At 64.5% G+C, this 23,049-nt stretch carries 21 protein-coding genes and 1 tRNA gene; 21 read left to right on the top strand and 1 reads right to left on the bottom strand.

The window, feature by feature from the left end:
* Positions 1 to 16 precede the first annotated feature (16 nt).
* From BQ4888_RS12535 to BQ4888_RS12525, 3 genes are read left to right on the top strand one after another with little or no spacing between them, the layout of a single operon-like run.
* Positions 17 to 1,111, top strand: a complete 1,095-nt coding sequence (locus BQ4888_RS12535; RefSeq protein ID WP_092057603.1) for a YeeE/YedE family protein — start codon at positions 17 to 19, stop codon at positions 1,109 to 1,111.
* Between the two features lie 18 nt (positions 1,112 to 1,129).
* The gene (locus BQ4888_RS12530; RefSeq protein ID WP_092057602.1) at positions 1,130 to 1,390 is read left to right on the top strand and encodes a sulfurtransferase TusA family protein; all 261 of its coding nucleotides are present in this window, start codon (positions 1,130 to 1,132) and stop codon (positions 1,388 to 1,390) included.
* On the top strand, positions 1,387 to 3,462 hold the full coding sequence (locus BQ4888_RS12525) for a PAS domain-containing sensor histidine kinase (RefSeq protein WP_092057601.1): 2,076 nt from the start codon (positions 1,387 to 1,389) through the stop codon (positions 3,460 to 3,462). Before BQ4888_RS12530 ends, BQ4888_RS12525 begins: the two co-directional genes overlap by 4 nt.
* Positions 3,463 to 3,534: 72 nt before the next feature.
* Here the strand turns inward: BQ4888_RS12525 and BQ4888_RS12520 are convergent.
* Positions 3,535 to 3,611: transfer RNA gene (locus BQ4888_RS12520), tRNA-Met, on the bottom strand.
* A gap of 194 nt (positions 3,612 to 3,805) precedes the next feature.
* Here BQ4888_RS12520 and mnmH point away from each other — a divergent pair.
* The 18 genes from mnmH to BQ4888_RS12430 all read left to right on the top strand — a co-directional run bounded on the left by mnmH (position 3,806) and on the right by BQ4888_RS12430 (position 22,962).
* Complete coding sequence (gene mnmH, locus BQ4888_RS12515) at positions 3,806 to 4,861, top strand: tRNA 2-selenouridine(34) synthase MnmH (RefSeq protein WP_092057600.1); 1,056 nt, start codon at positions 3,806 to 3,808, stop codon at positions 4,859 to 4,861.
* A 48-nt stretch (positions 4,862 to 4,909) separates the two neighbouring features.
* On the top strand, positions 4,910 to 5,119 hold the full coding sequence (locus BQ4888_RS12510; protein ID WP_092057599.1) for a hypothetical protein: 210 nt from the start codon (positions 4,910 to 4,912) through the stop codon (positions 5,117 to 5,119).
* Between the two features lie 408 nt (positions 5,120 to 5,527).
* Entirely contained in the window at positions 5,528 to 6,868 is a 1,341-nt protein-coding gene (locus BQ4888_RS12505; protein WP_092057598.1) for a DEAD/DEAH box helicase, read from the top strand.
* Between the two features lie 388 nt (positions 6,869 to 7,256).
* Positions 7,257 to 8,858, top strand: a complete 1,602-nt coding sequence (locus BQ4888_RS12500; RefSeq protein ID WP_092057597.1) for a phosphoenolpyruvate carboxykinase — start codon at positions 7,257 to 7,259, stop codon at positions 8,856 to 8,858.
* Positions 8,859 to 9,055: 197 nt separating this feature from the next.
* Positions 9,056 to 11,386 carry an endopeptidase La gene (lon, locus tag BQ4888_RS12495; RefSeq protein ID WP_092057596.1) on the top strand — a complete coding sequence of 777 codons (2,331 nt, stop codon included), beginning with the start codon at positions 9,056 to 9,058 and terminating at the stop codon, positions 11,384 to 11,386.
* Complete coding sequence (thiL, locus tag BQ4888_RS12490) at positions 11,383 to 12,384, top strand: thiamine-phosphate kinase (RefSeq protein WP_092057595.1); 1,002 nt, start codon at positions 11,383 to 11,385, stop codon at positions 12,382 to 12,384. The genes lon and thiL overlap by 4 nt, the downstream gene beginning before the upstream one ends.
* An 11-nt stretch (positions 12,385 to 12,395) precedes the next feature.
* Positions 12,396 to 13,280, top strand: a complete 885-nt coding sequence (locus tag BQ4888_RS12485; protein ID WP_092057594.1) for a CheR family methyltransferase — start codon at positions 12,396 to 12,398, stop codon at positions 13,278 to 13,280.
* A complete protein-coding gene (locus BQ4888_RS12480; RefSeq protein WP_092057593.1) occupies positions 13,271 to 14,542 on the top strand; it encodes a methyl-accepting chemotaxis protein in 1,272 nt (423 codons plus the stop codon). Before BQ4888_RS12485 ends, BQ4888_RS12480 begins: the two co-directional genes overlap by 10 nt.
* Positions 14,543 to 14,549: 7 nt before the next feature.
* Positions 14,550 to 14,966 (top strand): chemotaxis protein CheW, encoded by a 417-nt coding sequence (locus BQ4888_RS12475; protein WP_092057592.1) that lies wholly within the window; start codon positions 14,550 to 14,552, stop codon positions 14,964 to 14,966.
* Positions 14,967 to 14,985: 19 nt separating this feature from the next.
* Positions 14,986 to 15,354 carry a response regulator gene (locus tag BQ4888_RS12470; protein WP_092057591.1) on the top strand — a complete coding sequence of 123 codons (369 nt, stop codon included), beginning with the start codon at positions 14,986 to 14,988 and terminating at the stop codon, positions 15,352 to 15,354.
* Between the two features lie 28 nt (positions 15,355 to 15,382).
* Positions 15,383 to 17,278 (top strand): chemotaxis protein CheA, encoded by a 1,896-nt coding sequence (locus BQ4888_RS12465; RefSeq protein WP_092057590.1) that lies wholly within the window; start codon positions 15,383 to 15,385, stop codon positions 17,276 to 17,278.
* Positions 17,275 to 17,898: a chemotaxis protein CheC gene (locus BQ4888_RS12460; RefSeq protein ID WP_092057589.1), complete on the top strand. Its 624-nt coding sequence runs from the start codon at positions 17,275 to 17,277 to the stop codon at positions 17,896 to 17,898. The genes BQ4888_RS12465 and BQ4888_RS12460 overlap by 4 nt, the downstream gene beginning before the upstream one ends.
* A 127-nt stretch (positions 17,899 to 18,025) precedes the next feature.
* Positions 18,026 to 18,796: a LolA family protein gene (locus BQ4888_RS12455; protein ID WP_092057588.1), complete on the top strand. Its 771-nt coding sequence runs from the start codon at positions 18,026 to 18,028 to the stop codon at positions 18,794 to 18,796.
* A 327-nt stretch (positions 18,797 to 19,123) separates the two neighbouring features.
* Positions 19,124 to 19,609: a YajQ family cyclic di-GMP-binding protein gene (locus BQ4888_RS12450; RefSeq protein ID WP_092057587.1), complete on the top strand. Its 486-nt coding sequence runs from the start codon at positions 19,124 to 19,126 to the stop codon at positions 19,607 to 19,609.
* A 92-nt stretch (positions 19,610 to 19,701) separates the two neighbouring features.
* On the top strand, positions 19,702 to 21,042 hold the full coding sequence (gene rimO, locus BQ4888_RS12445) for a 30S ribosomal protein S12 methylthiotransferase RimO (protein WP_092057586.1): 1,341 nt from the start codon (positions 19,702 to 19,704) through the stop codon (positions 21,040 to 21,042).
* Positions 21,043 to 21,045: 3 nt separating this feature from the next.
* Positions 21,046 to 22,044 (top strand): FAD:protein FMN transferase, encoded by a 999-nt coding sequence (locus BQ4888_RS12440; protein ID WP_092057585.1) that lies wholly within the window; start codon positions 21,046 to 21,048, stop codon positions 22,042 to 22,044.
* The gene (locus BQ4888_RS12435) at positions 22,041 to 22,424 is read left to right on the top strand and encodes a NusG domain II-containing protein (RefSeq protein WP_092057584.1); all 384 of its coding nucleotides are present in this window, start codon (positions 22,041 to 22,043) and stop codon (positions 22,422 to 22,424) included. Before BQ4888_RS12440 ends, BQ4888_RS12435 begins: the two co-directional genes overlap by 4 nt.
* Positions 22,405 to 22,962, top strand: a complete 558-nt coding sequence (locus BQ4888_RS12430) for a Gx transporter family protein (protein ID WP_092057583.1) — start codon at positions 22,405 to 22,407, stop codon at positions 22,960 to 22,962. Before BQ4888_RS12435 ends, BQ4888_RS12430 begins: the two co-directional genes overlap by 20 nt.
* Positions 22,963 to 23,049 lie beyond the last annotated feature (87 nt).

Here is a 23,049-nt window from a genome sequence, read left to right as displayed (position 1 = left end):
GCGCCGGAATCCTTTTATGATCTGGTTTTTGGCTTTTACACTCTTTGCCATCGGCAGCGCCGCTGGCTTTGTCATGCATCGTTCCGACTTCTGTCTGGCCGGCGCCTTTCGCGATCTTTTTCTCTTCCGCCAGGGGCGGATGCTGCGCATTCTGCTGCTCTTGGCGGTGGTCGCCATGCCGCTCTATGAGGTCGGTCGCCTGCTCGGTCTGCTGGCCGTCCCCTTTCCCCTCTTTGGCCCGCCGTCCCTGGTCAATCCCCTGGGGGGGCTGCTCTTCGGCATCGGTATGGTTCTGGCCGGCGGTTGCGTGGTTGGCACCCTCTACAAAATGGCCGCAGGACGGCTGACCAGTCTGGTCGCCTTCGCCGGGCTGCTGGCGGGGAGCGCTCTTTATGCCGAAATTCACCCTTGGTGGGCGAAGCTGGCGCGGCGAGGCACTCTCTCCGCCTCCGTCACCTTGCCGCAGATGCTCGATCTTTCCCCGGCGCTGCTTCTGGCGCCGCTCGCCGTTGTTGTTTGTTTCTTTCTGTGCCGCTGGTGGCAGCAGGGATTGCTGCATCAGAAAAGCTACGCCGAAGGCCATCTGCAGCCCTGGAAGGCCGCTCTTTGGCTGGCCCTTTTGAGTTGCGCATCGGCCCTGGTCATCGGCATGCCCATGGGGGTGACGACCGCCTACGCCAAACTCGCCGGAATGCTGGAAGCTCTGTTCATTCCCGGACATGTGGCGAATTTGGCCTTTTTCGCTACGGAGCCACTGAATTTCATTCATCCTCTTTGGGGCATTCCTCTGCGCGGCGGTCCCGGTCCGCGTCTGGACGGCATCGCCCTCGCCCAGTTTCCGTTGATTGCGGGCATTCTCTGCGGATCGGCCTGCTCGGCGCTGCGTTTGGGGGAGTGGCGGTTTTACACTCGCGTCCCGATTAAACAGTGTCTTTGGGCTTTTGTTGGTGGTACGCTGATGGGACTTTCGGCGCGGATGGCGCCGGCCTGTAACGTCTGGCATCTCATGGGCGGGCTGCCCATTCTTGCCGGACAAAGTCTGCTCTTTGTCGCCGGACTTTTTCCCGGAGCCTGGTTGGGGAGTCGGCTGCTGCGTAAATTTGTCATTTGATGATGGACAGGAGGGCCTATGACGGCGACCCCTATGGACGAACTGGAACTGGACATTCGCGGGCAGGTCTGCCCATCGACCCTGTTGACGACGCTCAAGGAAGTCAACGGCAACTTCGACCGGCTCAAGGCCGGAACCTTGCGCTTGGTCGTGAAGACCGACGCCCGTGACGCCACCGGCACCATTCCGCCGATGGTCAAGAGTATGGGGTTTGAGGTCAGCGTCCTCAAGGAGCAGGGCTATTACACGATCGTGATCGTTAAAGAGCAGCAAGTATGAACGATATTCACGCCACCGCTGGTCCAGGCGTCGAGATGGAGATCGCCCGGCTGCGGGAAGAAAATGCCCGGCTGCGCGACTGGCAAGCGCGGAGCATCCATTATATCCGCGACAAGGTTGATCAGCTGCTGGGGGTGGTGGGAACCTGCCCGCTGCGCCCCGAGGAGTTGGACGACGAGATGCTCCTGAGCCTCGATCCCATCGGGATCGTCAGCACCACCTTTGTGCGGATTCTGGAAAACCTGCGGGAGACGAACGTAGAGTTGGCCCTGGCGCGGGACGAGATCGACGCCATTTTTCAGGCCGCGGGCAACGGCATCATGGTCCTCGATAATCAAGGCCGGGTCCTCTCCTATAATGCCAAGCTGCGCGAGCTCTTTCTGCCGGAAGGGACTGAACTGGTCGGTCGTTGTTGCGGCGGCCTGATCTGCACCCCCGAGGCCCGGCAGGAAGCCTGCGCCTTCGATAAGGTGATGCGTTCCGGTGTGGCGGCGAGCTGTCGCAAATGGCACCTGGGCGGACGCTATTTCGATGTCGTCGGTTCCCCCATCAAAAACCAGAGCGGCGAGGTCGAGCAGGTGGTGCTGGTCTACAACGACATCACCGAGCGGATTCGCAGCGAGCAGGCGCTGGCCGACGCCAAGGCCCGTCTGGCGACGATTTTCGAGGCGGTTCCGGCCGGCATCGTCCTGATCGACGCCCAAAGCCACCGCATTGTCGATGCCAATCATCATGCCTTGCAGATGCTTGAGCTCCCCCGGGAAAAAGTCTTCGGCGCCGAATGCTTCAGTTACATCTGCGCCAAGGATCATGCCGGTTGTCCCATCACCGACGGCGGCAAGAGTATCGACACCACCGAATGTTCCCTGGAACGGGCCGGCGGCAGTTCCGTGCCGATTCTCAAGACCGTGGCGCCGGTCATGCTCGGCGACCGCCGGTATCTGCTGGAGAGTTTCCTCGACATCACCGATCGCATCCGGGCCGAAGAGGCCATGCGCCAGGCCCTGGCCGAAGCCGAGGATGCCCGCGGCAAGATGGACGGCATCCTCCAGTCGGTGGCTGACCCACTCATCGTCACCGATTCCGAGCAGCGCATCATTCTCATGAATCGCACCGCCGAAGAGCTTTTAGGTATCTGTCTTTACGATTCCCAGGGTCTCGCCCTAGACCAAGTCATTTTTGATTCTCGGTTGCTGGAGGCGTTACGGGGGGATCTGACGGAAGAATCCCGGGTCGACGTAGCCCTTCCCGCAGTCGGTGGCGGCGAATGGATTTATCAGGGGAGCACTTCCCCCCTGCTCACCGCCGACGGGCTCCTTTCCGGGATGATTACCGTGCTGCGCAACGTGACCCAGGAGCGGGAGATCGAGCGGATGAAATCGGAGTTCGTCTCCACCGCCGCCCACGAACTGCAAACGCCGCTGGCGGCGATCATCGGCTTTTCCGAGCTGCTGATGAACCAGCGGGAGGATCTCAGCCCCGAGTTGGAACAACAAAGCCTCGGCTACATCTACGACAAGGCCGATCTCCTTTCGAAGATCGTCGACGACCTGCTCGACATCAGCCGCATCGAGTCGGGGCGGGCGCTGGAGCTTTTCGTCAGCGAGTGCGAGCTCAACCCCCTCATCGAGCAGGTGGTCAGGCCCTACCAGAATGGGGCTGGCCCCCATCTGTTCAAGCTCCACCTGCCCAAGGAATCCTGGCGGGTGCGGGTCGACCGGCGCAAGCTGGAGCAGATTCTCGACAACCTGCTCAGCAACGCCTACAAATATTCGCCGGAAGGCGGGTTGATCCGCATGACCGTTCAGTGTTCGGACGATCGGCTCAAGGTCTCCGTGGAGGACCAGGGGATCGGCATGACCCCCGAGCAGCGCAGCCGGATCTACGACAAGTTCTATCGGGGGGATGCCTCGAACACCTCGATCGGCGGCACCGGTCTGGGGATGAGCATCACCAAGCATTTCGTCGAGGCGCACGGGGGCAGGATCTGGGTCGAAAGCGAGCCGGGGCTGGGGACCAAGGTCAGCTTCGAGTTGCCCATGCAGCCGCTGCCGAATGCGGAGGGCGACTAGCCGAAGGGAAGGGCCGTCGGCGCACAAGACAAAAAAAGGGATCGGCGCTGGGCCGATCCCTTTGTCTTTGATTGGTTGCGGGGGAAGGATTTGAACCTTCGACCTTCGGGTTATGAGCCCGACGAGCTACCAGACTGCTCCACCCCGCGTCAGGAAAGGGTACTATAGGGTGCCATGGTCCGCTTGTCAATGAAAAATTTACCCAACCTGGGAGAAAATCTTCGAAGACGCCGGGGGCGGTGCCCTTGCCCCCTAGAGGCTTTTCCGGTATAACTCCCCCTAGGTTCGGCGGCGGCCGTCGTTCCGCCTTCCTTCCTAGCCCTCCCCCTCATCAGGTTGAATCATGTTCGAAGAGTTGACCGTTTCGTTGGATAAAGCCCTCGCCCTGCGCGATCAGGGGGCGTTGCTGGTCGATACCCGGACGCCGGCGGAGTTCGCCGAGGGGAGCATTCCGGGCGCGGTCAACGTGCCGATTTTCAGCGACGCCGAGCGGGCCGAGGTCGGCACCCTGTACAAGTGCCAGGGGCGTCAGGCAGCCCGGCGGCTTGGGGTGCGCCTGGTTTCGCCGAAGATTCCCGAACTGATCGAACAGGTCGAGGCGGCCTGGGGAGCGGCCGGAAGGGTGCCGATCGTTGTCTTCTGCTGGCGCGGGGGGATGCGCAGCAAGGCCCTGACCTCCTTTCTCCAGTTGGCCGGACTGCCGGCGCGGCAGCTCATAGGCGGACACAAGGCCTTCCGCGCTCAGGTGCGGGATTTTTTCGAGCGGGGGGAGTGGGGGCGGCTGCTGGTTCTGCGTGGCCTGACCGGGGTCGGCAAGACCCGTCAGCTGCTGGAGTTGGCGGCAGAAGGTTACCCGGTCCTCGACCTGGAAGGGCTGGCCGGCCACCGGGGAAGCGCCTTCGGCGGTCTCGGGCTGGCGCCGCAGCCATCCCAGAAGCAGTTCGAGTCCCTGCTCTGGGATGCCCTGCGCAAGATTCCGCCCGAGGGCTATGCCCTGGCCGAGGGGGAGAGCCGCCATATCGGGCGCTTGATCCTCCCCCTGAAGGTCTACGAGGCCCTGCAGAAGGAGACCTCGCTGTGGGTCGAGGCTTCCCTCGACTATCGGGCGCGGGTGATTCTGGAGGATTACCCGGCCCGCGATGCCCTGCGCGCTGCGTTTATCCCGCCGATCAAGGCGTTGCGCCAGCGGTTGGGCGGCGACGTGGTGGAGCGCTTCCTCGGGTTGCTCGCCGCCGGGGAGTGGGAGGCGTTGGCGCGGGAGTTGATGCTGCGCTATTATGATCCCCTCTACAGCCACACCCAGCCCGAACGGCGGATTGTGATCGCCATTGATGAGCCGGAAGGACCGGCGCGGCTGCGTCAGGCCATTGCCGAACTGTTGGCGCGGCCGCCGGCCTGACCGGATAGCAGTCTCCCTTGATTCCCACTCTTCCCCGCGAGGGCGCCGATGGCCAAGAAGATCCCGGAAGGGCGTAATAATTCCCTGTGCGACCGTTGCCTGCGCCCTTGCAAGCAGCCCGGGGGCGTCCTGCTTCTGGAATGTCCGCGCTTTCTCAAGCGGCCCTTCAAGGTTTCCACGCACCGTTTTGAGCAGCTGGATCTGTTTCGGGGGGATATAGATAAGAATAAGGATGAGGATTCCAAAGGAAAAACCTAGCTGGTGACTCAAAAAAGATCCGAGAAAAAGCTTGCCTTACTCCTTTAATCCTGTATGATGCCCCGCTGGCAGTGCAACCCTTCGGCGGATTTTTCGCCCGGGGCGCGGGCGCTACGGCGCTTGCCCCACTCATCGATCCCTGACCCCCTCCGCTCTTCTTCTTCTGGAATCCGCGGCATTCAATCAGGTTGGCGACGATGTGAATGCCATCCGATGTCGCGGAAAAATGCCCCGGCGCGCTTATGTGCGCCCAACCCCGCGGGCCTCTCTATTTTCCCCCCATCGTTTTAAGTGTCGGCCGCTTGTCGCGGAGCATCGGTTGCTCCCCCGGCGGACACCTCTCTTTTGTTGGCCCCGGCCTGACCCGCCCTTGTCGGCGTGCGTCCGCGCCTGGCCGAAGGAAATCGTATGTCTTTTGCTGAACTGAACCTGATTCCCGCCCTGCTCAAGGGAATCGAAGAATGTGGCTACACCACTCCCACCCCGATCCAGGCTCGCGCCATCCCCGAAGCCCTGGCCGGCCGCGATCTGCTCGCCTCGGCCCAGACCGGCACTGGCAAGACCGCAGCCTTCATGCTGCCGGCCCTGCAGCTGATGTCTGAGCCGGCCGCCAAGCGGCGCGGCGCCCCCCGGGTGCTGGTGCTGACCCCGACCCGCGAACTGGCCAACCAGATTCTCGAGGCAACCCGCACCTACGGCCGTCATCTGCGCACCCGTTACTCGCTGCTCCTCGGCGGCATGCCCTATCGTGAGCAGTTCAAAGCCCTGCAGGATTCCCCTGATCTGGTCGTGGGCACTCCCGGCCGGGTGGTTGATCACCTGCAACGGGGTTCCCTCGACCTCTCGCGTCTGGAGATTCTCGTTCTCGACGAAGCCGACCGTATGCTCGATATGGGCTTCAAGGACGATCTGGAGAAAGTCATCGGCAAAGCGCCGAGCGGCCGTCAGACCCTCTTCTTCACCGCCACTCTCGACCGCGCCATGGCCGATCTGGCCGGACGCATGCTGCGCGAGCCGGTACGCATCGATATCGGTGGCCGGCAGATGACCCATGACGCCATCGAACAGCGCCTGCATGTCACTGACAACCGCCAGCACAAGGAGAAGATTCTCCAGCACCTGGTGGCCAACCAAGAGATCAATCAGGCGATCATCTTTTCCGCGACCAAGCGCGACACAGACAGCCTGGCTCGGGATCTTTCCGCCCAGGGGCACCGGGTTGCCGCCCTGCACGGTGACATGAGTCAGCAAGCCCGCAACCGGACCCTGCGCGATCTGCGCCAGGGGCGGATCAAGCTGCTGGTCGCTACCGACGTCGCCGCCCGCGGCATCGACGTGACCAGCATCAGCCACGTCATCAACTTCGATCTGCCGATGTTCGCCGAGGATTACGTTCACCGCATCGGCCGTACCGGTCGCGCCGGCGCCACGGGAACTGCCATCTCCATGGCCTCCGCCGCCGAGACCGCCGCCCTGCGGCGGATCGAGCGCTATATCGGCAAAAGCCTGCCGCAACTGGTGATTCCCGGGCTGGAGCCGACCCGGGGGCTGGATGTTCGTCCGGCCCGCACCGGCCGTCCCCCGTCCCGTTCCGGCGCCCCGCGCAAGCCCGGCGAGCGTCCGGCGCGCAGCCCGGAGCGCGCTAAGCGGGAGTTCCCGACGAAGCAGCGCGGTGAGCGGAGCGCGCCGATCATCGAATATCGCAGCCGCCGTTCCGATCATCAAGGCGGCGTTTCAACCAGCCGCTGAGTCCAAAAAGGCGGGGAGCTTAAGGCTTCCCGCCTTTTTTATCCTGAGTTTTTTGATCCGGCTCAAGGCGGCGGGATGCGTGTTCGCGGACGATGCCTGAAATCCATATCCCGGGAGGACTTATGCCATCGAGTGAAACGATCGTCACCGCCCTGATCTGGGCCTTGTTTGCCGCCGGAGTTTTTTTTGGTCTGCGTGCCCGCCGCCGTCGTCGCAAGCGCTAGACCGGGTTCGCCTTGTGCCGCTCGCTGAGGGGTTAGGGCGCGGCCGTCTTCGGCCCCTTTCCCCAAAACCTGCATTTTTCTGCTATGCTTCCGGGGTTAGGAACTTCCCATGATCATTCCCCGGTGGCAGGAGCCGGAAATCGTCACGGCACGAGGAGGTAAGCATGAGCGGCGAAAAATTTGAAAGCAGCCACGGGCTCGAGCATCACGGCATCCGCAACGTCAGCGGAGCTTATTGGAACCTTGCCACTCCGTCTCTGGTCGAAGAGGTGATCAAGCGGCGCGAAGGGCATCTCTCGCACCTCGGCCCCTTGGTCGTTTCCACCGGCCATCACACCGGCCGTTCCCCCAATGATCGTTTCGTGGTGCGGCAGGGGGAGAGCGCCAAAAATATCTGGTGGGGCAAGGTCAACAAGGAATTCTCCCCGGAAAACTTTGACCGGCTTTACCACAAGCTGCTGGCTTTCCTCCAGGGCAAGGATATCTTCGTCCAGGACTGCTACGCCGGCGCCGATCCCGCCTATCGTCTGAAAGTCCGGGTCATCACCACCCAGGCCTGGCACAGCCACTTCGCCCGCAACATGTTCATCCAGGCACCCCGCCAGGAGCTGGCCGATTTCGTTCCCGAGTTCACCGTCATCAACGCCCCACGTTTCCACGCCGACCCCGAAGTGGACGGCACCCGCAGCGAAGCCTTCATCATCGTCAACTTCGAAAAGAAGGTCGTCATCATCGGCGGCACCTCCTACGCCGGTGAAATCAAGAAGAGTATCTTCTCGGTCCTCAACTATCTGCTGCCGCGACAGGGGGTGCTCTCCATGCATTGCAGCGCCAACCTCGGCAAGGGCGGGGATGTGGCCCTCTTCTTCGGCCTGTCGGGAACCGGCAAGACCACCCTCTCGGCCGACCCGGGGCGGGCGCTGATCGGCGACGACGAGCACGGCTGGAGCGATAACGGCATCTTCAACTTCGAGGGTGGCTGCTACGCCAAGGTGATCAAGCTCTCGGCCTCGGCCGAGCCGGAAATCTATGAAACCACGCGGCGTTTCGGCACTGTGCTGGAGAACGTGGCGATGGAGTACGCCACCCGGCGCATCGATCTCGACGACGACTCCCTGACCGAGAACACCCGCGCCTCCTATCCCCTGACCCACATCCCCAACATCGTCCGCAGCGGCATGGCCGGGCATCCCACCAACATCATCATGCTCACCGCCGACGCCTTCGGGGTCATGCCCCCCATCGCCCGGCTGACGCCGGAGCAGGCCATGTACCACTTCATCTCCGGCTACACCGCCAAGCTGGCCGGCACCGAACGCGGCGTGACCGAACCGCAACCGGCTTTCTCCTCCTGTTTCGGGGCGCCCTTCATGGCGTTGCACCCCTCGGTCTACGGCAATCTGCTCAAGGACAAGATCCGTCGCCATCATGTCTCCTGCTGGCTGGTCAACACCGGCTGGACCGGCGGCCCCTACGGCGTCGGCTCACGGATGAAGATCCAGTACACCCGGGCGATGATCAACGCCGCCATCTCCGGCCGCCTGGTCGGGGTCGAGTACGAAACCGACCCGGTCTTCGGTCTGCATCTACCCAAGTCCTGCCCCGACGTTCCCGCCGAAGTGCTCAACCCGCGCAACACCTGGGCCGACCAGGAGGCCTACGACCGTCAGGCAGTCGAGTTGGCCCGCGCCTTCCGCCGCAATTTCGTCGACTACGCCGATGCCGTCAGCGACAGCGTCTGCGCCGCCGGTCCGCCCGCGGGGTAGACTTTTTCACACCACCGTGGAAAAGGGTCGGCCGTCGCCGGCCCTTTTTATTTCGCTGGGGTGGAGTCATTCGGCACGCGTTGCCGCTGGACTTTCAATAGGGGTTTTTGTATGGTTTAAAAGATAGTTACAGCGCTTCTTTTTCCGCGCCTGCAAGGCGTGGGTCCTGGAGGATTAATTTGAGTCGTCCCATTGAAATGAAGGAACTGACCATCCCCGAGGTGCTGCCGCTTTTGCCGGTGCGGGACATCGTGGTCTTTCCCTATATGATTCTGCCCCTCTTTGTCGGGCGCGATAAATCGGTCGCCGCCGTCGACGCGGCCCTTTCCCGCGACCGGCTGATCTTTCTCGCCAGCCAGAAGGATGTATCCAAGGAGGATCCCGAACCCGACGACATTTACCCGGTCGGCACGGTGGCGATGATCATGCGCATGCTCAAGCTCGCCGACGGCCGGGTCAAGGTGCTGGTGCAGGGGATGGCCAAGGCGCGCCTGACCGGCTTTCCTTCGGTCGATCCCTACTTCGCGGCGCGGGTCGAGCGGTTGGAGGAGTCCGCTCCTCCGGAACCGACCCTGGAAATCGAGGCGCTGATGCGCATGGTCCGCGACCAGCTCGCCCAGCTCATGCAGCTGGGCAAGAATTTTCCCCCGGAAGTCTCGGTGGTGCTGGACAATATCGAGGATCCCGGCAGCCTCGCCGACCTCATCGCCAGCAACCTCGGCCTCAAGGTCGCCAAGGCCCAGGAGCTGCTGGAGGTGGTCGACGCCCTGGAGCGGTTGCGCAAGGTCAAGGACGTGCTGGCCAACGAGCTGGAAGTGGCGACGGTGCAGAACCGCATCCAGAGCCAGGCCAAGGAGGAGATGGGCAAGAGTCAGCGGGAATATTACCTGCGCGAGCAGCTGCGGGCGATCCAGGCCGAGCTGGGCGAGGCCGACCCTCGCGCCGAGGAGATCGCCGAGCTGCGCCAGAAGCTGGAGGCGGCGGGTCTGCCGAAGGAGGCGCGGGCCGAGGCCGACAAGCAGTTGCGGCGCCTGGAGACGATGCATCCCGAGGCCGCCGAATATTCCATGCTGCGCACCTATATGGACTGGCTGGTCGATCTCCCCTGGAGTCACGCCACCCGCGACAATCTCGATCTGAAAAAGGCCCGCAAGGTCCTGGACGAAGATCACTTCAACCTGGAAAAGGTCAAGGAGCGGATTCTCGAATTCCTTGCCGTGCGCAAGCTGAAGAAGGATATGAAGGGGCCGGTGCTCTGTTTCGTCGGTCCGCCGGGGGTGGGCAAGACCAGCCTCGGCAAATCCATCGCCCGCGCCCTCGGCCGGCAGTTCGTGCGCATCTCCCTGGGCGGGGTGCGGGACGAGGCGGAGATTCGCGGCCACCGCCGCACCTATGTCGGCGCCTTGCCGGGGCGGGTTCTGCAGAGCATCAAGCAGGCCGGGACCTGCAATCCCGTTTTCATGCTCGACGAGCTGGACAAGATCGGCGCCGATTTCCGCGGCGACCCCTCGGCGGCTCTGCTGGAACTTCTCGATCCCGAGCAGAACCACGCCTTTTCCGATCACTACATCAATCTTCCCTTCGATCTTTCGAAGGTGCTCTTCATCGCTACCGCCAACGTCCTCGACCCCATTCCCTCGGCCCTCAAGGACCGCCTGGAAGTAATCCGGCTGACGGGCTACAGCACCGAGGAGAAGCTCTCCATCGCCACGCGCTACCTGGTTCCCCGCCAGCTCAAGGAAAACGGGCTGAAGGCGAAGGACGCGCGGTTTTCCGAAAAGGCGCTGCTCAAGCTCATCACCGAGTACACCCTGGAGGCCGGGCTGCGCAATCTGGAGCGGGAGATCGGCAGCGTCTGCCGCAAGATCGCCCGGCGCTTCGCCGAGGGGAACAAAAAGCCGGTGCTGGTTTCGGAGACGGCCGTCGCCGGTTTTCTCGGCCCCCCCCGTTTTCTTCCCGAGGAGGAGTTGCGCGAAAGCGAAATCGGCGTGGCGACGGGGCTGGCCTGGACCGAGGTCGGCGGCGAGATCCTGCTGGTCGAGGTCAGTACCATGAAGGGCAAGGGCGATCTGACCATGACCGGGCATCTCGGCGACGTCATGAAGGAGAGCGCCCAGGCGGCCCTCTCCTATGCCCGTGCCCACGCCGCCGAGTTGGGGATTGACGCCAATTTCCTGGAGGGGACGAGCGTCCACATCCACGTTCCGGCCGGAGCCATTCCCAAGGATGGGCCGAGCGCTGGGGTAACGATGGCGACGGCGCTGATTTCCGCCCTGTCGGGGCGCCGGGTGAGTAAAGATGTCGCCATGACCGGGGAAATCACCCTGCGCGGCAAGGTGCTGCCCATCGGCGGCCTCAAGGAGAAGGTTCTGGCGGCGGTGCGGGCCCATATCGGCACCATCATCATCCCCGAGCGCAACACCAAGGATCTGGAAGAAATCCCCCCCCATCTCCGTAAAAAGGTGCGCTTTGTCAGCGCCTCGACCATGGATGAGGTGCTGGCGGCGGCGCTGGAAGATCCGGCATGAAGCTTGCCGAGCTGGGAGAATTCGGCTTCATCGAGCGCATCCGCCGGGCGGTCGCCGGGGCCCCCGGGGTTCATCTGGGGATCGGCGACGACTGCGCGGTGCTGGAGCTGCCTCCCGGCGAACGGCTGCTGACCAGTACCGATCTGCTCATCGAGGAGGTGCACTTTCGCCGGGAGTGGACCGATTCCTTCCGCCTCGGGCGCAAAAGCGTTTCGGTCAACGTCAGCGACATCGCCGCCATGGGCGGCACCCCCCGCCATCTCTATCTCGGCCTCGGCATCCCCGCCGACCTGCCGGTCGAAGAGCTGGATGCCTTTATTTCCGGCTTTCTTTCCGCCTGCCGCGACTACGGGGCGACCCTGGTCGGCGGCGACACCTGCCGGTCGCCGGGGCCGCTGCTGATTTCGGTGACGGTGGAAGGCTCGGCGCCGTCGGCCGAAGTCGTCAGCCGTCGAGGGGCCCGGTCCGGCGACGGCATCTACGCCTCCGGCACCCTCGGCGACAGTGCCCTGGCTCTGCGCCGGTTGCTGGACGGCAGCCTTCCCGACGACGTATCGGCGGCCCGCCACCATGACCCCCGCGCCCAGGTCGAACTGGGGCGGACTTTAGCAAAGGCGCGCCTGCCTTCGGCGATGATCGACCTCTCCGACGGCCTGCTTGCCGACCTCGGCCACATCCTCGAGGCCTCCGCCGTCGGCGCCGAAATCGAGATCGCGGCTCTCCCTCTCTCCCCCGCCTTCCGCTCGGCCCTGGCCGAGGCGCCGGAGCTGATCGAGCTGGCCCTTTCCGGTGGGGAAGACTATCAACTGCTCTTCACCATCCCGCCTGCGCGGGAAGGGGAGTTGGCGGCAATTTCCACCGCTCTTGGCCTGCCCCTGACCCGTCTCGGCACGGTGACGGCGGAACCGGGGCGGCTCTGGCTGAGGCGTGCCGACGGCGGTCGCGAGGCGGCGACGGCCAAGGGTTTCAATCATTTTTCCCCCTTCGGTAAGGGCTGAGGACATCGGCGGTGAGCATCGCGCGCAAAGATTCCGGCGGGGATGATCCGGAATTTCCGGAAACGACCTTCGCCGAAGTTCGCGCCTTGCTGCTGGAACGGGCCGGTTTCGATCTCGGTCATTACAAGGACGGCTGCGCCCGCCGCCGGGTGGCGCGCCGCGCCCGCACCTGCCGCTGCGATGGCGCCGCCTATGTGCGGCGGCTGCGGGACGACCCGGCCGAGGCCGAGGCGCTGCTCGCGGCCCTGACTATCCATGTCTCCCAGTTCTTTCGTAACCCCTCGACCTTCGACCATCTGCGCCGGCAGGTGCTCCCCGCGCTGATCGAGCGCGCCCGGCGGACGCGGCGCGGCGAGCTGCGTCTCTGGTGCGCCGGCTGCGCCGGCGGGGAGGAACCCTATTCCCTCGCCCTGCTGGCGCGGGAACTGGCCCCGCCCGAGCTCGCCCTGTCGCTGCTCGCCACCGATCTCAGCCCGGTGATTCTGGAGCGGGCGCGGGAGGGGCTCTATGAACCGGCACGGCTGGCCCAGGTGCCCGAGGAGCTGCGCGAGCGCTATTTCCGCGCCGAGGGGCAAGGCTTTCGGCTGGATCGCGAAATCCGGCGCATGGTGCGCTTTCGCCGCCAGGATCTGCTTGCGCCGGGGGAGTATCCCCGCGCCGACCTGATTCTCTGCCGAAACGTCTTGATCTATTTTTCCCGTCCCGAGCAGGAGCGGATTGTCGACCGTTTTGCCCAGGCGCTGCCGCCCGGGGGCTTTCTCGTCATCGGTCGGGCGGAAAATCTTTTCGGTGCCGCGCGCGAGCGTTTCCATGGGGAGGTTCCCCGGGAACGGATCTATCGGCGGCTTGAGGATCATTCGGCGTCATTGCCGCAAGGAGTGGAGCGATGCGTGTAGAGATCAGTTACAAATTCATCGTCGGGTTCATCGTGGTGGTCGCCTCCATCGTCGGGCTCAACCTGCTCGTCCCCCAGCTGGGGATTCCCGAAGAGTGGCGCCAGCTTTTCTCCGTCGCCTGCGCCATCCTCGTCGGGCTGCTCTTCGGCTGGTTCTTCTCGCGCCGCTTCTCCGCCAATATCCGGGTCATCAACGCCGGCGCCGAAGCCCTGGTCAACGGCGATCTGAGCACGCCGGTCAAGCTGCCGGAGACCGCCTTCCCCGACGAAACAGGCGATCTCGCCGCTTCCCTCAATCGGGTCATCGACAGCCTGCGCGCCCTGGTCGGCGCCATCCGCTCCTCCTCGGTCAAGGTTGCCGACTCCGCCCAGGGACTCTCGGCGACCTCCGAGCAGATGAGCGCGTCGTCCCACGAAATCTCCAAGGCCATCGAGCAGATCAGCAAGGGGGCGGAAACCCAGGCGGAGATGGTGGAGAGGAGTTCCACCCTGATCAAGGAAATGGCCGCCTCCGTCGAGGTGATCGCCGCTTCGGCGAGCAAGGCGTCTCAGTCGGCGAGCGAGACCGCCGCCACCGCTCAGCGCGGCGGCCAGCTCTCCCAGGCGACCATCGGCCGCATGAAGCAGGTGCTGGAGACGGTCGAGTGCAATGGCCAACAAGTGGCGGCGTTCGGTGCCCAGGTGCAGAAGATCGGCAAGATCGTCGAGGTCATCACCGGCATCGCCGGCAAGACCAACCTGCTCGCCTTAAACGCCACCATCGAGGCGGCCCGCGCCGGGGAGTACGGACGCGGTTTCGCCGTGGTCGCCGAGGAGATCCGCAAGCTGGCCGATTCGACCGAGACTTCGGCAGCCGAGATCACCCAGCTCATCGAAACGATTCGGGAAGAGGCGGGCAAGGTCCAGGAATCGATGAAAGCCAGCGTCCAGGATCTCGACGCCGGGCGGGCGGCGGTCGACGATACCGGCCGCGCCTTCGAGGCGATCATCGGCGCCGCTCTGAACACCCAGTCCAAAACCATGGGTATCAGCGAAATGGCGCAGAGGCAGACCGACGGCGCCTCCGGCATGGTTGCCGCTGTCGAGGAAATCGCCCGCATCGCCGAAGATAACGCGGCGGCGACGGAAGAAGTGTCGGCGGCGACGGAGGAGCAGACCGCTTCCATGGAAGAGATGGCCGACGCCGCCCAAGGGCTTTCCGAACTGGCGGAAGAGTTGCTGGAGGCGGTGGAACGCTTCCGTCTGGACGGCGCGAAGGGCTGAGCGGGACATGGAACAACTGCTTACCTTTTGCCTCGGTGGCGAGCTCTATGGTCTGGAGATCGCCCATATCCAGGAAGTCGTCGAGGCGCCCCCCCTCTACACCATCCCCCGGGCCCCGGCGGCGATGCCCGGCGCCCTCAACTTTCACGGCAGCATCCTGCCGGTTCTCGACCTTGCCGCCTTTCTCGACTTCGCTCCGGGCAAGCGCGACGCCCGCGTTCTCGTTCTCTCCCCGGCGGTCGCGCACCTGGCCCTGGCGGTGACGGCTCTGCGTGGGGTGGTCCCGTTCGCTCCGGAGTCGTTGCTGCCGACCCGCGAGGAACAGACCCGGGAAAGCTGCATTCGGGCGGTGCTCACGCAGGGGCGGGAAATGATTAACCTGCTCGATCTCAAAACATTGCTGGGACGGTTGGAAAGTCTGTGAAACGGAAAGGAACATCGGAGTGGGATTGAGGGTTCTGATTGTCGATGATGCCCTGTTCATGCGCGGCATGCTCAAGGATCTTTTCATCAAGGGGGGGTACGAGGTGGTCGGCGAAGCCGCCGACGGCCGTGAGGCGGTGGAGCAGTACCGGCGCCTGCGCCCCGACCTGGTGACCATGGATATTGTCATGCCCCTGGTCAGCGGCATCGAGGCGCTGACGGAGATCCGCCGCGAGGATCCCGAGGCCTGTGTCGTCATGTGCAGCGCCATGGGCCAGGAGGCGTTGATTCTCGAAGCGGTGCAGGCCGGCGCCCGGGATTTTATCGTCAAGCCCTTCAGTGAAGAGAAGGTGCTCGAAACGGCGCGGCGCGTCGTCAAGCGCGCTTAGGCGACAGGCAAGGGGGAGCGGGACGGCGATGGCCATCGACATGTCCAAGTACCGCGATATGTTTCTCTCCGAGAGCCGGGAGCATCTCCAGACTATGGGGCGGCTGCTGGTCGAACTGGAGAAGTCCCCCGACGACCGGGAGGGGCTCGATGCCCTCTTTCGCGAAGCCCACTCCATCAAGGGGATGGCCGCGTCCATGGGCTACCGCGCCACCGCCGAGTTGGGGCATCATCTCGAGGATTTTCTCTCCGGCTTCCGCGCCGGCGGGGCGATCCCCGCGACCGCCATCGACCGGGTGCTGGCCGGGGTCGACCTGCTCGAAGGGCTGATCGACGATCTCACCGCTGAGCGACCGGAGCGGGACGTGCGCCCCTTCATCGCCGGTTCCGCCGCCGCGCCCCCCTCCGCCCCGCCGCCGATGGCACCGGCGGTAGAGGGGACCGAGGCGGTCGCTCTTGAGAATGGGGCGGTTACGATCCCGGTGGCGAGCGGCGAGGAAATCCTGAAAATCGTCATCGAGTTGGTGTCAGGAGCAGTCGCCCCCGCCGCCCGCGCCCTACTGATGCTGCGGGAGCTGGCCGCGCAGGGGGAGGTGCTCGACGCCGACCCGGACGAGCGCAAGCTGCTGCAAGGGGGGGCGGTTCCCCGTCTGGAACTGCGGCTGAAAAGCTGGCGGGCGCCCCAGGAGATCAAGGATCTGCTGCTCGCTATGCCCGACGTGGCCCGGGTCTCCTGCGTCGTCGAGCGCCTTCGGCCGGCGGCCCGCCAAAGCCGGGAGCGGACGGTACGGGTGCGCACCGGCCTGCTCGATCAATTCATCAATCTCACCGGGGAGCTTGTCACCAACCGCTACATGTTGCAGGCCGCCTACAACGATGGACGCGATCAGGACATGCGCGATGGTCTGGAACGACTGACCCGGCTGATCACCGACCTTCATCACCATGTCTTGCAAGTGCGGATGATGCCCCTGGCGAGCATCACCGGGCGGCTGCCGCGCATGGTTCGCGAGCTGGAACAGCAGTCCGGCAAGGAGGTCGCCCTGCGCATCGTCGGGGAGGAGGTCGAGCTTGACCGTTCGATTCTCGAGGCTTTGGCCGATCCGCTGATGCACCTGGTGCGCAACGCCGTCGACCACGGTATCGACGAGCGCGGCGAGGTTCAGATCCGCGCCGGCCGGGAGAAGGACCTGGTTTTGGTCGAGGTGCGCGACAACGGGCGCGGCCTCGACGCCGAGGCGATCCGCCGCAAGGCGGTGACCGCCGGACTCCTCTCCCCGGGGCAGGCGCGGCGGATGGTCGAGCGCGATCTCTTTCCTCTGATCTGCCTGCCCGGCTTTTCGACCCGCACCGAAGTGAGCGAAACCTCCGGGCGCGGGGTCGGTATGGATGTGGTCAAGGCCGTGACCGAGCAGTTCGGCGGCACCCTACAGATCGCTTCCGAACGGGGGCGGGGGACGAGCATCCAGCTGCGCCTCCCCCTGTCGGTGGCGATCATCCGTCTGCTGTTGGTGGAGTGCGGCGGCGAACTGCTGGCCCTGCCCATCACCCGGGTGCTGCGCACCCTGGAGCTGGAGCGGGCGGAAATCCGTTCCTCGGGGCGGCAGATGGTCGTGCCGCTGGGGAACGAACTGGTGCCGCTCCTTTCCCTGCGGCGGATGCTGCGGCAACCGGCAAAGCCCGTCGCCGGGACGATCCCGGTGGTGGTCAGCGAGGCGCGCGGGCGCAAGATCGCCCTGGTCGTAGACCGTCTGGTCGGCCAGCGCGAGGCCTTCGTCAAATCCCTGGCTTTTCCCCTCGACCGCATCGCCGGGGTCAGCGGCGCCACCATCCTCGGCGACGGCCGCATCGTCTTTATCATCGATCCCCAGGGCCTGCTCGACGAGGGCACAGCGTCCGGCGGGCGAAGCGGAGTCACCCCATGAACCTTTCGACCCTGAGCCCGGCTCAGCTCGACACCTTGAAGGAAGTGAGCAATATCGGCATGGGGCACGCGGCCACCGCCCTCTCGCGCATGCTGAAGACGCGCATCGACTTGCGGGTGCCGCGCATCGCCATGGTCGAGATCAGCGACATCCCCGAGCTGGTCGGCGGCCCCGAGGCGGAGGTGGCGGGGATCCGGCTGGCCATGAATGGCCCGACCCCGGGCACGTTGCTGCTGGTCTTCCCCGGCGACAGCGCCCGCGCTCTGCTGGAACGACTGCTCGGCGGGCGGGCGGCGGAACCTTTGGACGAATTGGGCGCCTCGGCCCTCAAGGAGGTCGGCAACATTCTCGCCTCGGCCTATCTCGTCGCCCTTGGCGGCATGCTCGGTATGCCGCTCCTGCCCTCCGTCCCCCAGTTGGCCTGGGACATGGCCGGCGCGGTGCTCGATCAGATTCTTGGCGAGCTGGGAGAGACGGGGGAGCGGGCGCTGCTGGTCGAGACCGAGTTTCACGGCGAGGCGTCCCTTCCCGAGGTGATTCGCGGCCACTTTCTGATCCTGCCTGATCCCGCCACCCTGGAAGCGATTCTCGACAGCGCCGGAGGCGGTCGCCCGGACTGAGGCCGGCGGCAACGAAATTCCCGTAGCCCGCACCCCCCATCTTCTGTTAATCTGCACATTCAGCTTTTTCCCGGCGACGCTGCAAGGCGCCGCGACCCATACCTAAGAAATAATCCGGAGGATAAAGATGAAACACTTACTGCTTACGGCCTTACTTTGCTGGCTGGCGACCGCGGGAGCGGCCTGGGCCGAGGAGACGCGCATCGGCATGAGCGATGTGATCCGCGCCGTCGAGGAGCCCTTCCAGGCGAACGCGCCCAAGGATCTTGCCATTCGCGACTTCGAGGCCGACTTTTTCCAGGAGTCGCGCATCGTCTCCCTCGACCGGGTGCAGAACGGGCGCGGCCGGGTCCTGGTGAAGTTTGACCACAACCGCGGGGACCGGGTGCCGAAGGCCCTCTTCCGCTGGGACTACGACCAGCCCACCACCCAGGAGATCGTCTCCGACGGGGAAACCGTCTGGGTCTACCTGCCGGACAACAACCAGGTGATTCAATCGGAGATCGAACTGGCCGCTCAGTCCCGCCCCGACGATCCGGTGACCTTTCTCACCGGCCTCGGCAACCTCTCACGGGATTTTCAGATCGGCTGGGCCGAGCCGAATCGTGACCTGGATGGCAACTTCATCCTCGAACTGAGCCCCCGGCGCGCCTCGCCAATGATTCAGCGCCTGCTGCTGGTGGTCAACCGCGAGGCGGTGGCGCCTTCGGGGCGTCCGGCCAGCTTCGGCGACATCTTTCCGCTCTTGTCGAGTACCGTCTTCGACCCCAGTGGTAATTCAACGATCATCGAATTCAGCGCCCCCCGGGTCAACCGGGGCATCCCCGACAGCACCTTCCGTTTCATTCTTCCCGCCGGGGTGGAGGTGATACGACCGTCCAACGAGGGGGGCTTTTAAGCCGGCTGAGGAAAAACGCTCATCTGCGGCGTTGCCCTCATTCTCGTCGCTGCGACGTACCTTTCGGTACGCCTCACTCCTCGAATTTCGGGCGCCTTGCATCTGGACATTTTTGCTCAGCCTTGAGCGACAATGGTTTTTCAGCAGGTTCCACTGATTTCGCCCATCTGGTCTTTACAAACGCCCCGCTTCCGTCAGGAGGCGGGGCGTTTCCTTCGGCGGCGGGATTTAGGCTTTTCATCCGCGCTGCAGTTGTGTTACAAGCTATTGATTCGGCGGGATTGTTGCCTTTCGCCGGAGATTTTTTCCGCAGGAGGAGAGTGAACCATGCCCAGTTTCGACATCGTCTCCAAAGTTGATTTGCAGGAGATTGACAACGCCATCAATCAGACGCGCAAGGAGATCGACCAGCGTTTCGATTTTAAGGGGACACACAACGAAATCAACCTCGAAAAGGACGCCATCGTCCTGCTTGGCGCCGACGACTACAAGCTTGATGCGGTGATCGACGTACTCAAGGGCAAGCTGGTGCGGCGCAATGTTTCGCCCAAATGCCTCGACTACGGCAAGAAGGAGCCGGCCTCGGGGGGGGCGGTCCGGCAGCGGGTCGCCATCGTCCAGGGGGTCTCCACCGAGAAGGGGAAGGAGATCATCAAGTTCATCAAGGAGACCAAGCTCAAGGTCCAGGCCCAGATCATGGACGATCAGGTGCGGGTTTCCGGCAAGAAGATCGACGATCTGCAGGAGGTCATCCAGGCCGTCAAGGGGCATGACTTCGACATCGAGCTGCAATTCGTCAATATGAGGGCGTAAACACAGGAAAAAGGAGAAAGGAAAAAGGAGAAAGGATGAACCCTTTTTCCTCGATCCTTTTTCCTTTATCCTGATTTCCGAAAGAAATCGACTTGAACAAACTGAATGTAAGTCTGGTCAGCCTCGGCTGTCCGAAAAACCTGGTCGACGCCGAGGTCATGCTCGGCCATCTGCCCGCCGACCGCTTCCAGATCGTCACCGACGAGACCCAGGCCGACATCATCATCGTCAACACCTGCGCTTTTATCAGCGATGCCCAGGAGGAGTCGGTCGACACTATTCTCGAAGTGGCCGACCACAAGAAACACGGCCGCTGCCAAATGCTGGTGGTGAGCGGCTGCCTGCCCCAGCGCTACGGCGAGAAGCTGGCCGCCGAACTGCCCGAGGTCGATCTCTTCGTCGGCACCGCCGACGCGCCCCGTCTCGTCGCCTTGCTCGATGCCCAGCTGGAACGGCAGGGGCAGACCACCGCCATCGGCCGGCCGGATTTTCTTTACGACCACACCACCCCCCGGGTCAAGTCCTCCCCCTTTTACTCGACCTACGTGAAGATCGCCGAGGGCTGTGGCAATCACTGTTCCTACTGCGTCATCCCCCGGCTGCGCGGCACCTTGCGCTCGCGCAGCATCGAGTCGATCGTCGCCGAGGTCCGCCGGATGACCGCCGACGGGGTCAAGGAAGTCAATCTCATCGCCCAGGACATCACCGCCTACGGCGCCGACCGCGATGACGGTGCCCGGCTCGAAGGTCTGCTGCGTGAGCTGGTGAAGATTGAGGACTTGCACTGGCTGCGCCTGCTCTACGCCTATCCCGACGGCATCAGCGACGAATTGATCGAGCTGATCGCCAGCGAAGAGAAGATCTGCAACTATCTCGACATCCCCTTGCAACATGTGGATGATGCCATCCTCAAACAGATGAACCGGCGCGTCGACGAGGCGACGATCCGCGGCCTGATCCGCCGCCTGCGCGAACGCATCCCCGAGCTGACCCTGCGTACCTCCTTCATCGTCGGCTTCCCCGGCGAGACCGAGGAGCAGTTCGCCAAACTACACGAGTTCGTCAACGAAGGGCATTTCGAGCGGGTCGGCGTCTTCCGCTATTCCCGGGAGGAGGGGACCTCGGCCGCCGTCATGGAGGGGCAGATTCCCGAACGGGTGAAGAAATCCCGCTACGCCAAGCTGATGAAATCCCAGCAGCGCGTCTCCTTTCGTCGTAACCGGGCGCTGGTCGGGCGGGTCGAGCCGGTGCTGGTGGAGGGCTACAGCGAGGAGACCGAGCTGCTGCTGCGCGGGCGCTGCATCCGCCAGGCGCCGGATATTGACGGCCAAGTCTACATCACCGCCGGAAACGCCGAAATCGGCGACATCGTCGACCTGCGCATCACCGATTCCTCGGATTACGATCTGATCGGCGAGATCGTCGAGGACTGAGCCATGTCCCGGTCGCGCCTGTTTGCCCTGCTGCTGGCGATTGCCCTAGCGGCACTGGCCCTCTTTGGGCGCGGGGGCGGGGATTCCGGCGAGTTTCGCCGCGCCCGGGTGCTCATGGGGACGGTGGTGGAGATCACCCTCCTCGACGGCGGGGCGGCGAGCGATGCGGAGGCGGCGATGGAGGCCGCCTTCAGTGCCATGGCCGAGGTCGAGGCGAGCATGTCGGCCCATCGGGACGACAGCGAAGTGGCGCGGCTCAACGCCGCCGCCGAGCCGGTGGAGGTTTCCGCCGCCACCGCCGAAGTGTTGGAACTGGGGTTGCGCGTCGCTACGGCGAGCGGCGGCGCCTTCGATCTGACCCTGGGGCGGCTCAAGGCGCTTTGGGGCTTTGATGGCGACGCGCCGCGCGTTCCGAGCGACCCGGAGATTGCCGCCGCCTTGCAGGGCATCGGCCCCGCATCCCTGCGCCTGGCAGGGCGGCGGGTCACGAAAGGGGATGCCGCCTTGCGCGTCGATCTCGGCGCCATCGCCAAGGGGTACGCCGTCGACCGCGCTGTTGCCGCCTTGCGGGCGGCCGGTATCCGCCACGCCTCGGTGAACGCCGGCGGCGATCTGCGCCTGCTCGGCGACCATGGCGGCCGCCCCTGGCGCATCGGCATCCAGCATCCCCGCGATCCCCAAGGGGTGCTGGTCACCCTCGAACTGGCCGATGCCGCCGTTGTCACCTCCGGCGATTACGAGCGTTTTTTCGAGGTGGAGGGGGTGCGCTATCACCACATCCTCGATCCCCGCGACGGCCGTCCGGCTGACGCCTGCCAAAGCGTGACGGTGGTCGCCGCGAGCGCCGCCGAGGCCGACGCCCTGGCTACCGCCGCCTTCGTTCTCGGTCCCGAAGCTGGGCGGCGGTTGGTGGAATCCCGGGGGGGGCTGGCCCTGTTCGTCGCCGCCGATGGGGAAGTCAGCCTTTCCGAGGATCTGAAAGACCGGGTGCGCCGGCCATGAGGGCTCTGTTGGGATGCATGACCGGTCTCGACCGGCTGATCGTGGCGACTTTGCTGCTGACGGTTTTCGCCTCCTTTTTCCTCCTCGGCGCTCTTCCCCAGGGAGAGCGGGTGCTGGTCGAGCGCGACGGCCGGCTGCTCTTCAGCGCCCCGCTGGCCGAGAATCGAGTCGTCGATCTGGAGGGACCGCTGGGCCGGACCCGGCTGGAGATTCGCGATGGTCGGGCGCGCATCCTCGCTTCCCCCTGTCCGACCAAGGCCTGTATCGGCATGGGCGCCATCGCCCGCCGAGGGGAGCTGCTGGCCTGCGTGCCCAACCAACTGCTGGTGCGCATCGACGGGGAGGGAGGCGGTGCCGACCATGACCTGCTCAGCCGTTGACCCGCAGGTGCTGGCGGCGGCGCGCCGCCGGACCTTTCTCGCCCTTTTCACCGCCCTGGCGGTGGCGCTGCACACCCTTGAATACCTGTTGCCCGCTCCGGCCCCCTGGTTCCGTCTCGGTTTCGCCAATATCCTGACCCTGGCCGCGCTCTTTCTCTACGGCCCTCGCGCCGCCTGGGGGGTGACCCTGGGGCGCATCCTGCTCGGCTCGCTGGTGGTCGGCACCCTCTTTTCTCCGGGCTTCTTCCTCTCCCTCGCCGGGGGGGCGGCGGCCACGGCGCTGATGACCGCCGCCTATCGTTTCGGAGGCCGCCGTATCGGCCCAGTCGGGGTTTCGGCCCTGGGCGCCGTCGGCCACGCCCTCGGCCAGATGGGTTTGGCCTATCTGCTGTTGGTGCGCCATCCCGGCCTCTGGCAGCTGCTCCCGCCCTTTCTCCTCTTCGCCCTCGGCGCCGGTCTCGCCAACGGCTTCGCCGCCGCCTGGCTGCTCGACCTGCTGCGCGGACATCCGGCTTTTCGTGAGGAGAAAGAAGGGTAGGATGCCGGTGAGCAGAGCGAACCGCATCGAAACCAATGTCGTGTCGCAACCGATGCGGTTCCTTGCGTCACCGCATCCTACGAGGGT

Source organism: Desulfuromonas acetexigens, assembly GCF_900111775.1.
GTDB classification, from domain to species: domain Bacteria; phylum Desulfobacterota; class Desulfuromonadia; order Desulfuromonadales; family Trichloromonadaceae; genus Trichloromonas; species Trichloromonas acetexigens.
This window is presented reverse-complemented; position numbering and strand designations above follow the sequence as displayed.

Coding starts and splice junctions, on each gene's coding strand:
- BQ4888_RS12535 (WP_092057603.1), top strand. CDS start 17: ATGATCTGGTTTTTGGCTTTTACACTCTTTGCCATCGGCAGCGCCGCT.
- BQ4888_RS12530 (WP_092057602.1), top strand. CDS start 1,130: ATGACGGCGACCCCTATGGACGAACTGGAACTGGACATTCGCGGGCAG.
- BQ4888_RS12525 (WP_092057601.1), top strand. CDS start 1,387: ATGAACGATATTCACGCCACCGCTGGTCCAGGCGTCGAGATGGAGATC.
- mnmH (WP_092057600.1), top strand. CDS start 3,806: ATGTTCGAAGAGTTGACCGTTTCGTTGGATAAAGCCCTCGCCCTGCGC.
- BQ4888_RS12510 (WP_092057599.1), top strand. CDS start 4,910: ATGGCCAAGAAGATCCCGGAAGGGCGTAATAATTCCCTGTGCGACCGT.
- BQ4888_RS12505 (WP_092057598.1), top strand. CDS start 5,528: ATGTCTTTTGCTGAACTGAACCTGATTCCCGCCCTGCTCAAGGGAATC.
- BQ4888_RS12500 (WP_092057597.1), top strand. CDS start 7,257: ATGAGCGGCGAAAAATTTGAAAGCAGCCACGGGCTCGAGCATCACGGC.
- lon (WP_092057596.1), top strand. CDS start 9,056: ATGAAGGAACTGACCATCCCCGAGGTGCTGCCGCTTTTGCCGGTGCGG.
- thiL (WP_092057595.1), top strand. CDS start 11,383: ATGAAGCTTGCCGAGCTGGGAGAATTCGGCTTCATCGAGCGCATCCGC.
- BQ4888_RS12480 (WP_092057593.1), top strand. CDS start 13,271: ATGCGTGTAGAGATCAGTTACAAATTCATCGTCGGGTTCATCGTGGTG.
- BQ4888_RS12475 (WP_092057592.1), top strand. CDS start 14,550: ATGGAACAACTGCTTACCTTTTGCCTCGGTGGCGAGCTCTATGGTCTG.
- BQ4888_RS12465 (WP_092057590.1), top strand. CDS start 15,383: ATGGCCATCGACATGTCCAAGTACCGCGATATGTTTCTCTCCGAGAGC.
- BQ4888_RS12460 (WP_092057589.1), top strand. CDS start 17,275: ATGAACCTTTCGACCCTGAGCCCGGCTCAGCTCGACACCTTGAAGGAA.
- BQ4888_RS12455 (WP_092057588.1), top strand. CDS start 18,026: ATGAAACACTTACTGCTTACGGCCTTACTTTGCTGGCTGGCGACCGCG.
- BQ4888_RS12450 (WP_092057587.1), top strand. CDS start 19,124: ATGCCCAGTTTCGACATCGTCTCCAAAGTTGATTTGCAGGAGATTGAC.
- BQ4888_RS12440 (WP_092057585.1), top strand. CDS start 21,046: ATGTCCCGGTCGCGCCTGTTTGCCCTGCTGCTGGCGATTGCCCTAGCG.
- BQ4888_RS12435 (WP_092057584.1), top strand. CDS start 22,041: ATGAGGGCTCTGTTGGGATGCATGACCGGTCTCGACCGGCTGATCGTG.
- BQ4888_RS12430 (WP_092057583.1), top strand. CDS start 22,405: ATGACCTGCTCAGCCGTTGACCCGCAGGTGCTGGCGGCGGCGCGCCGC.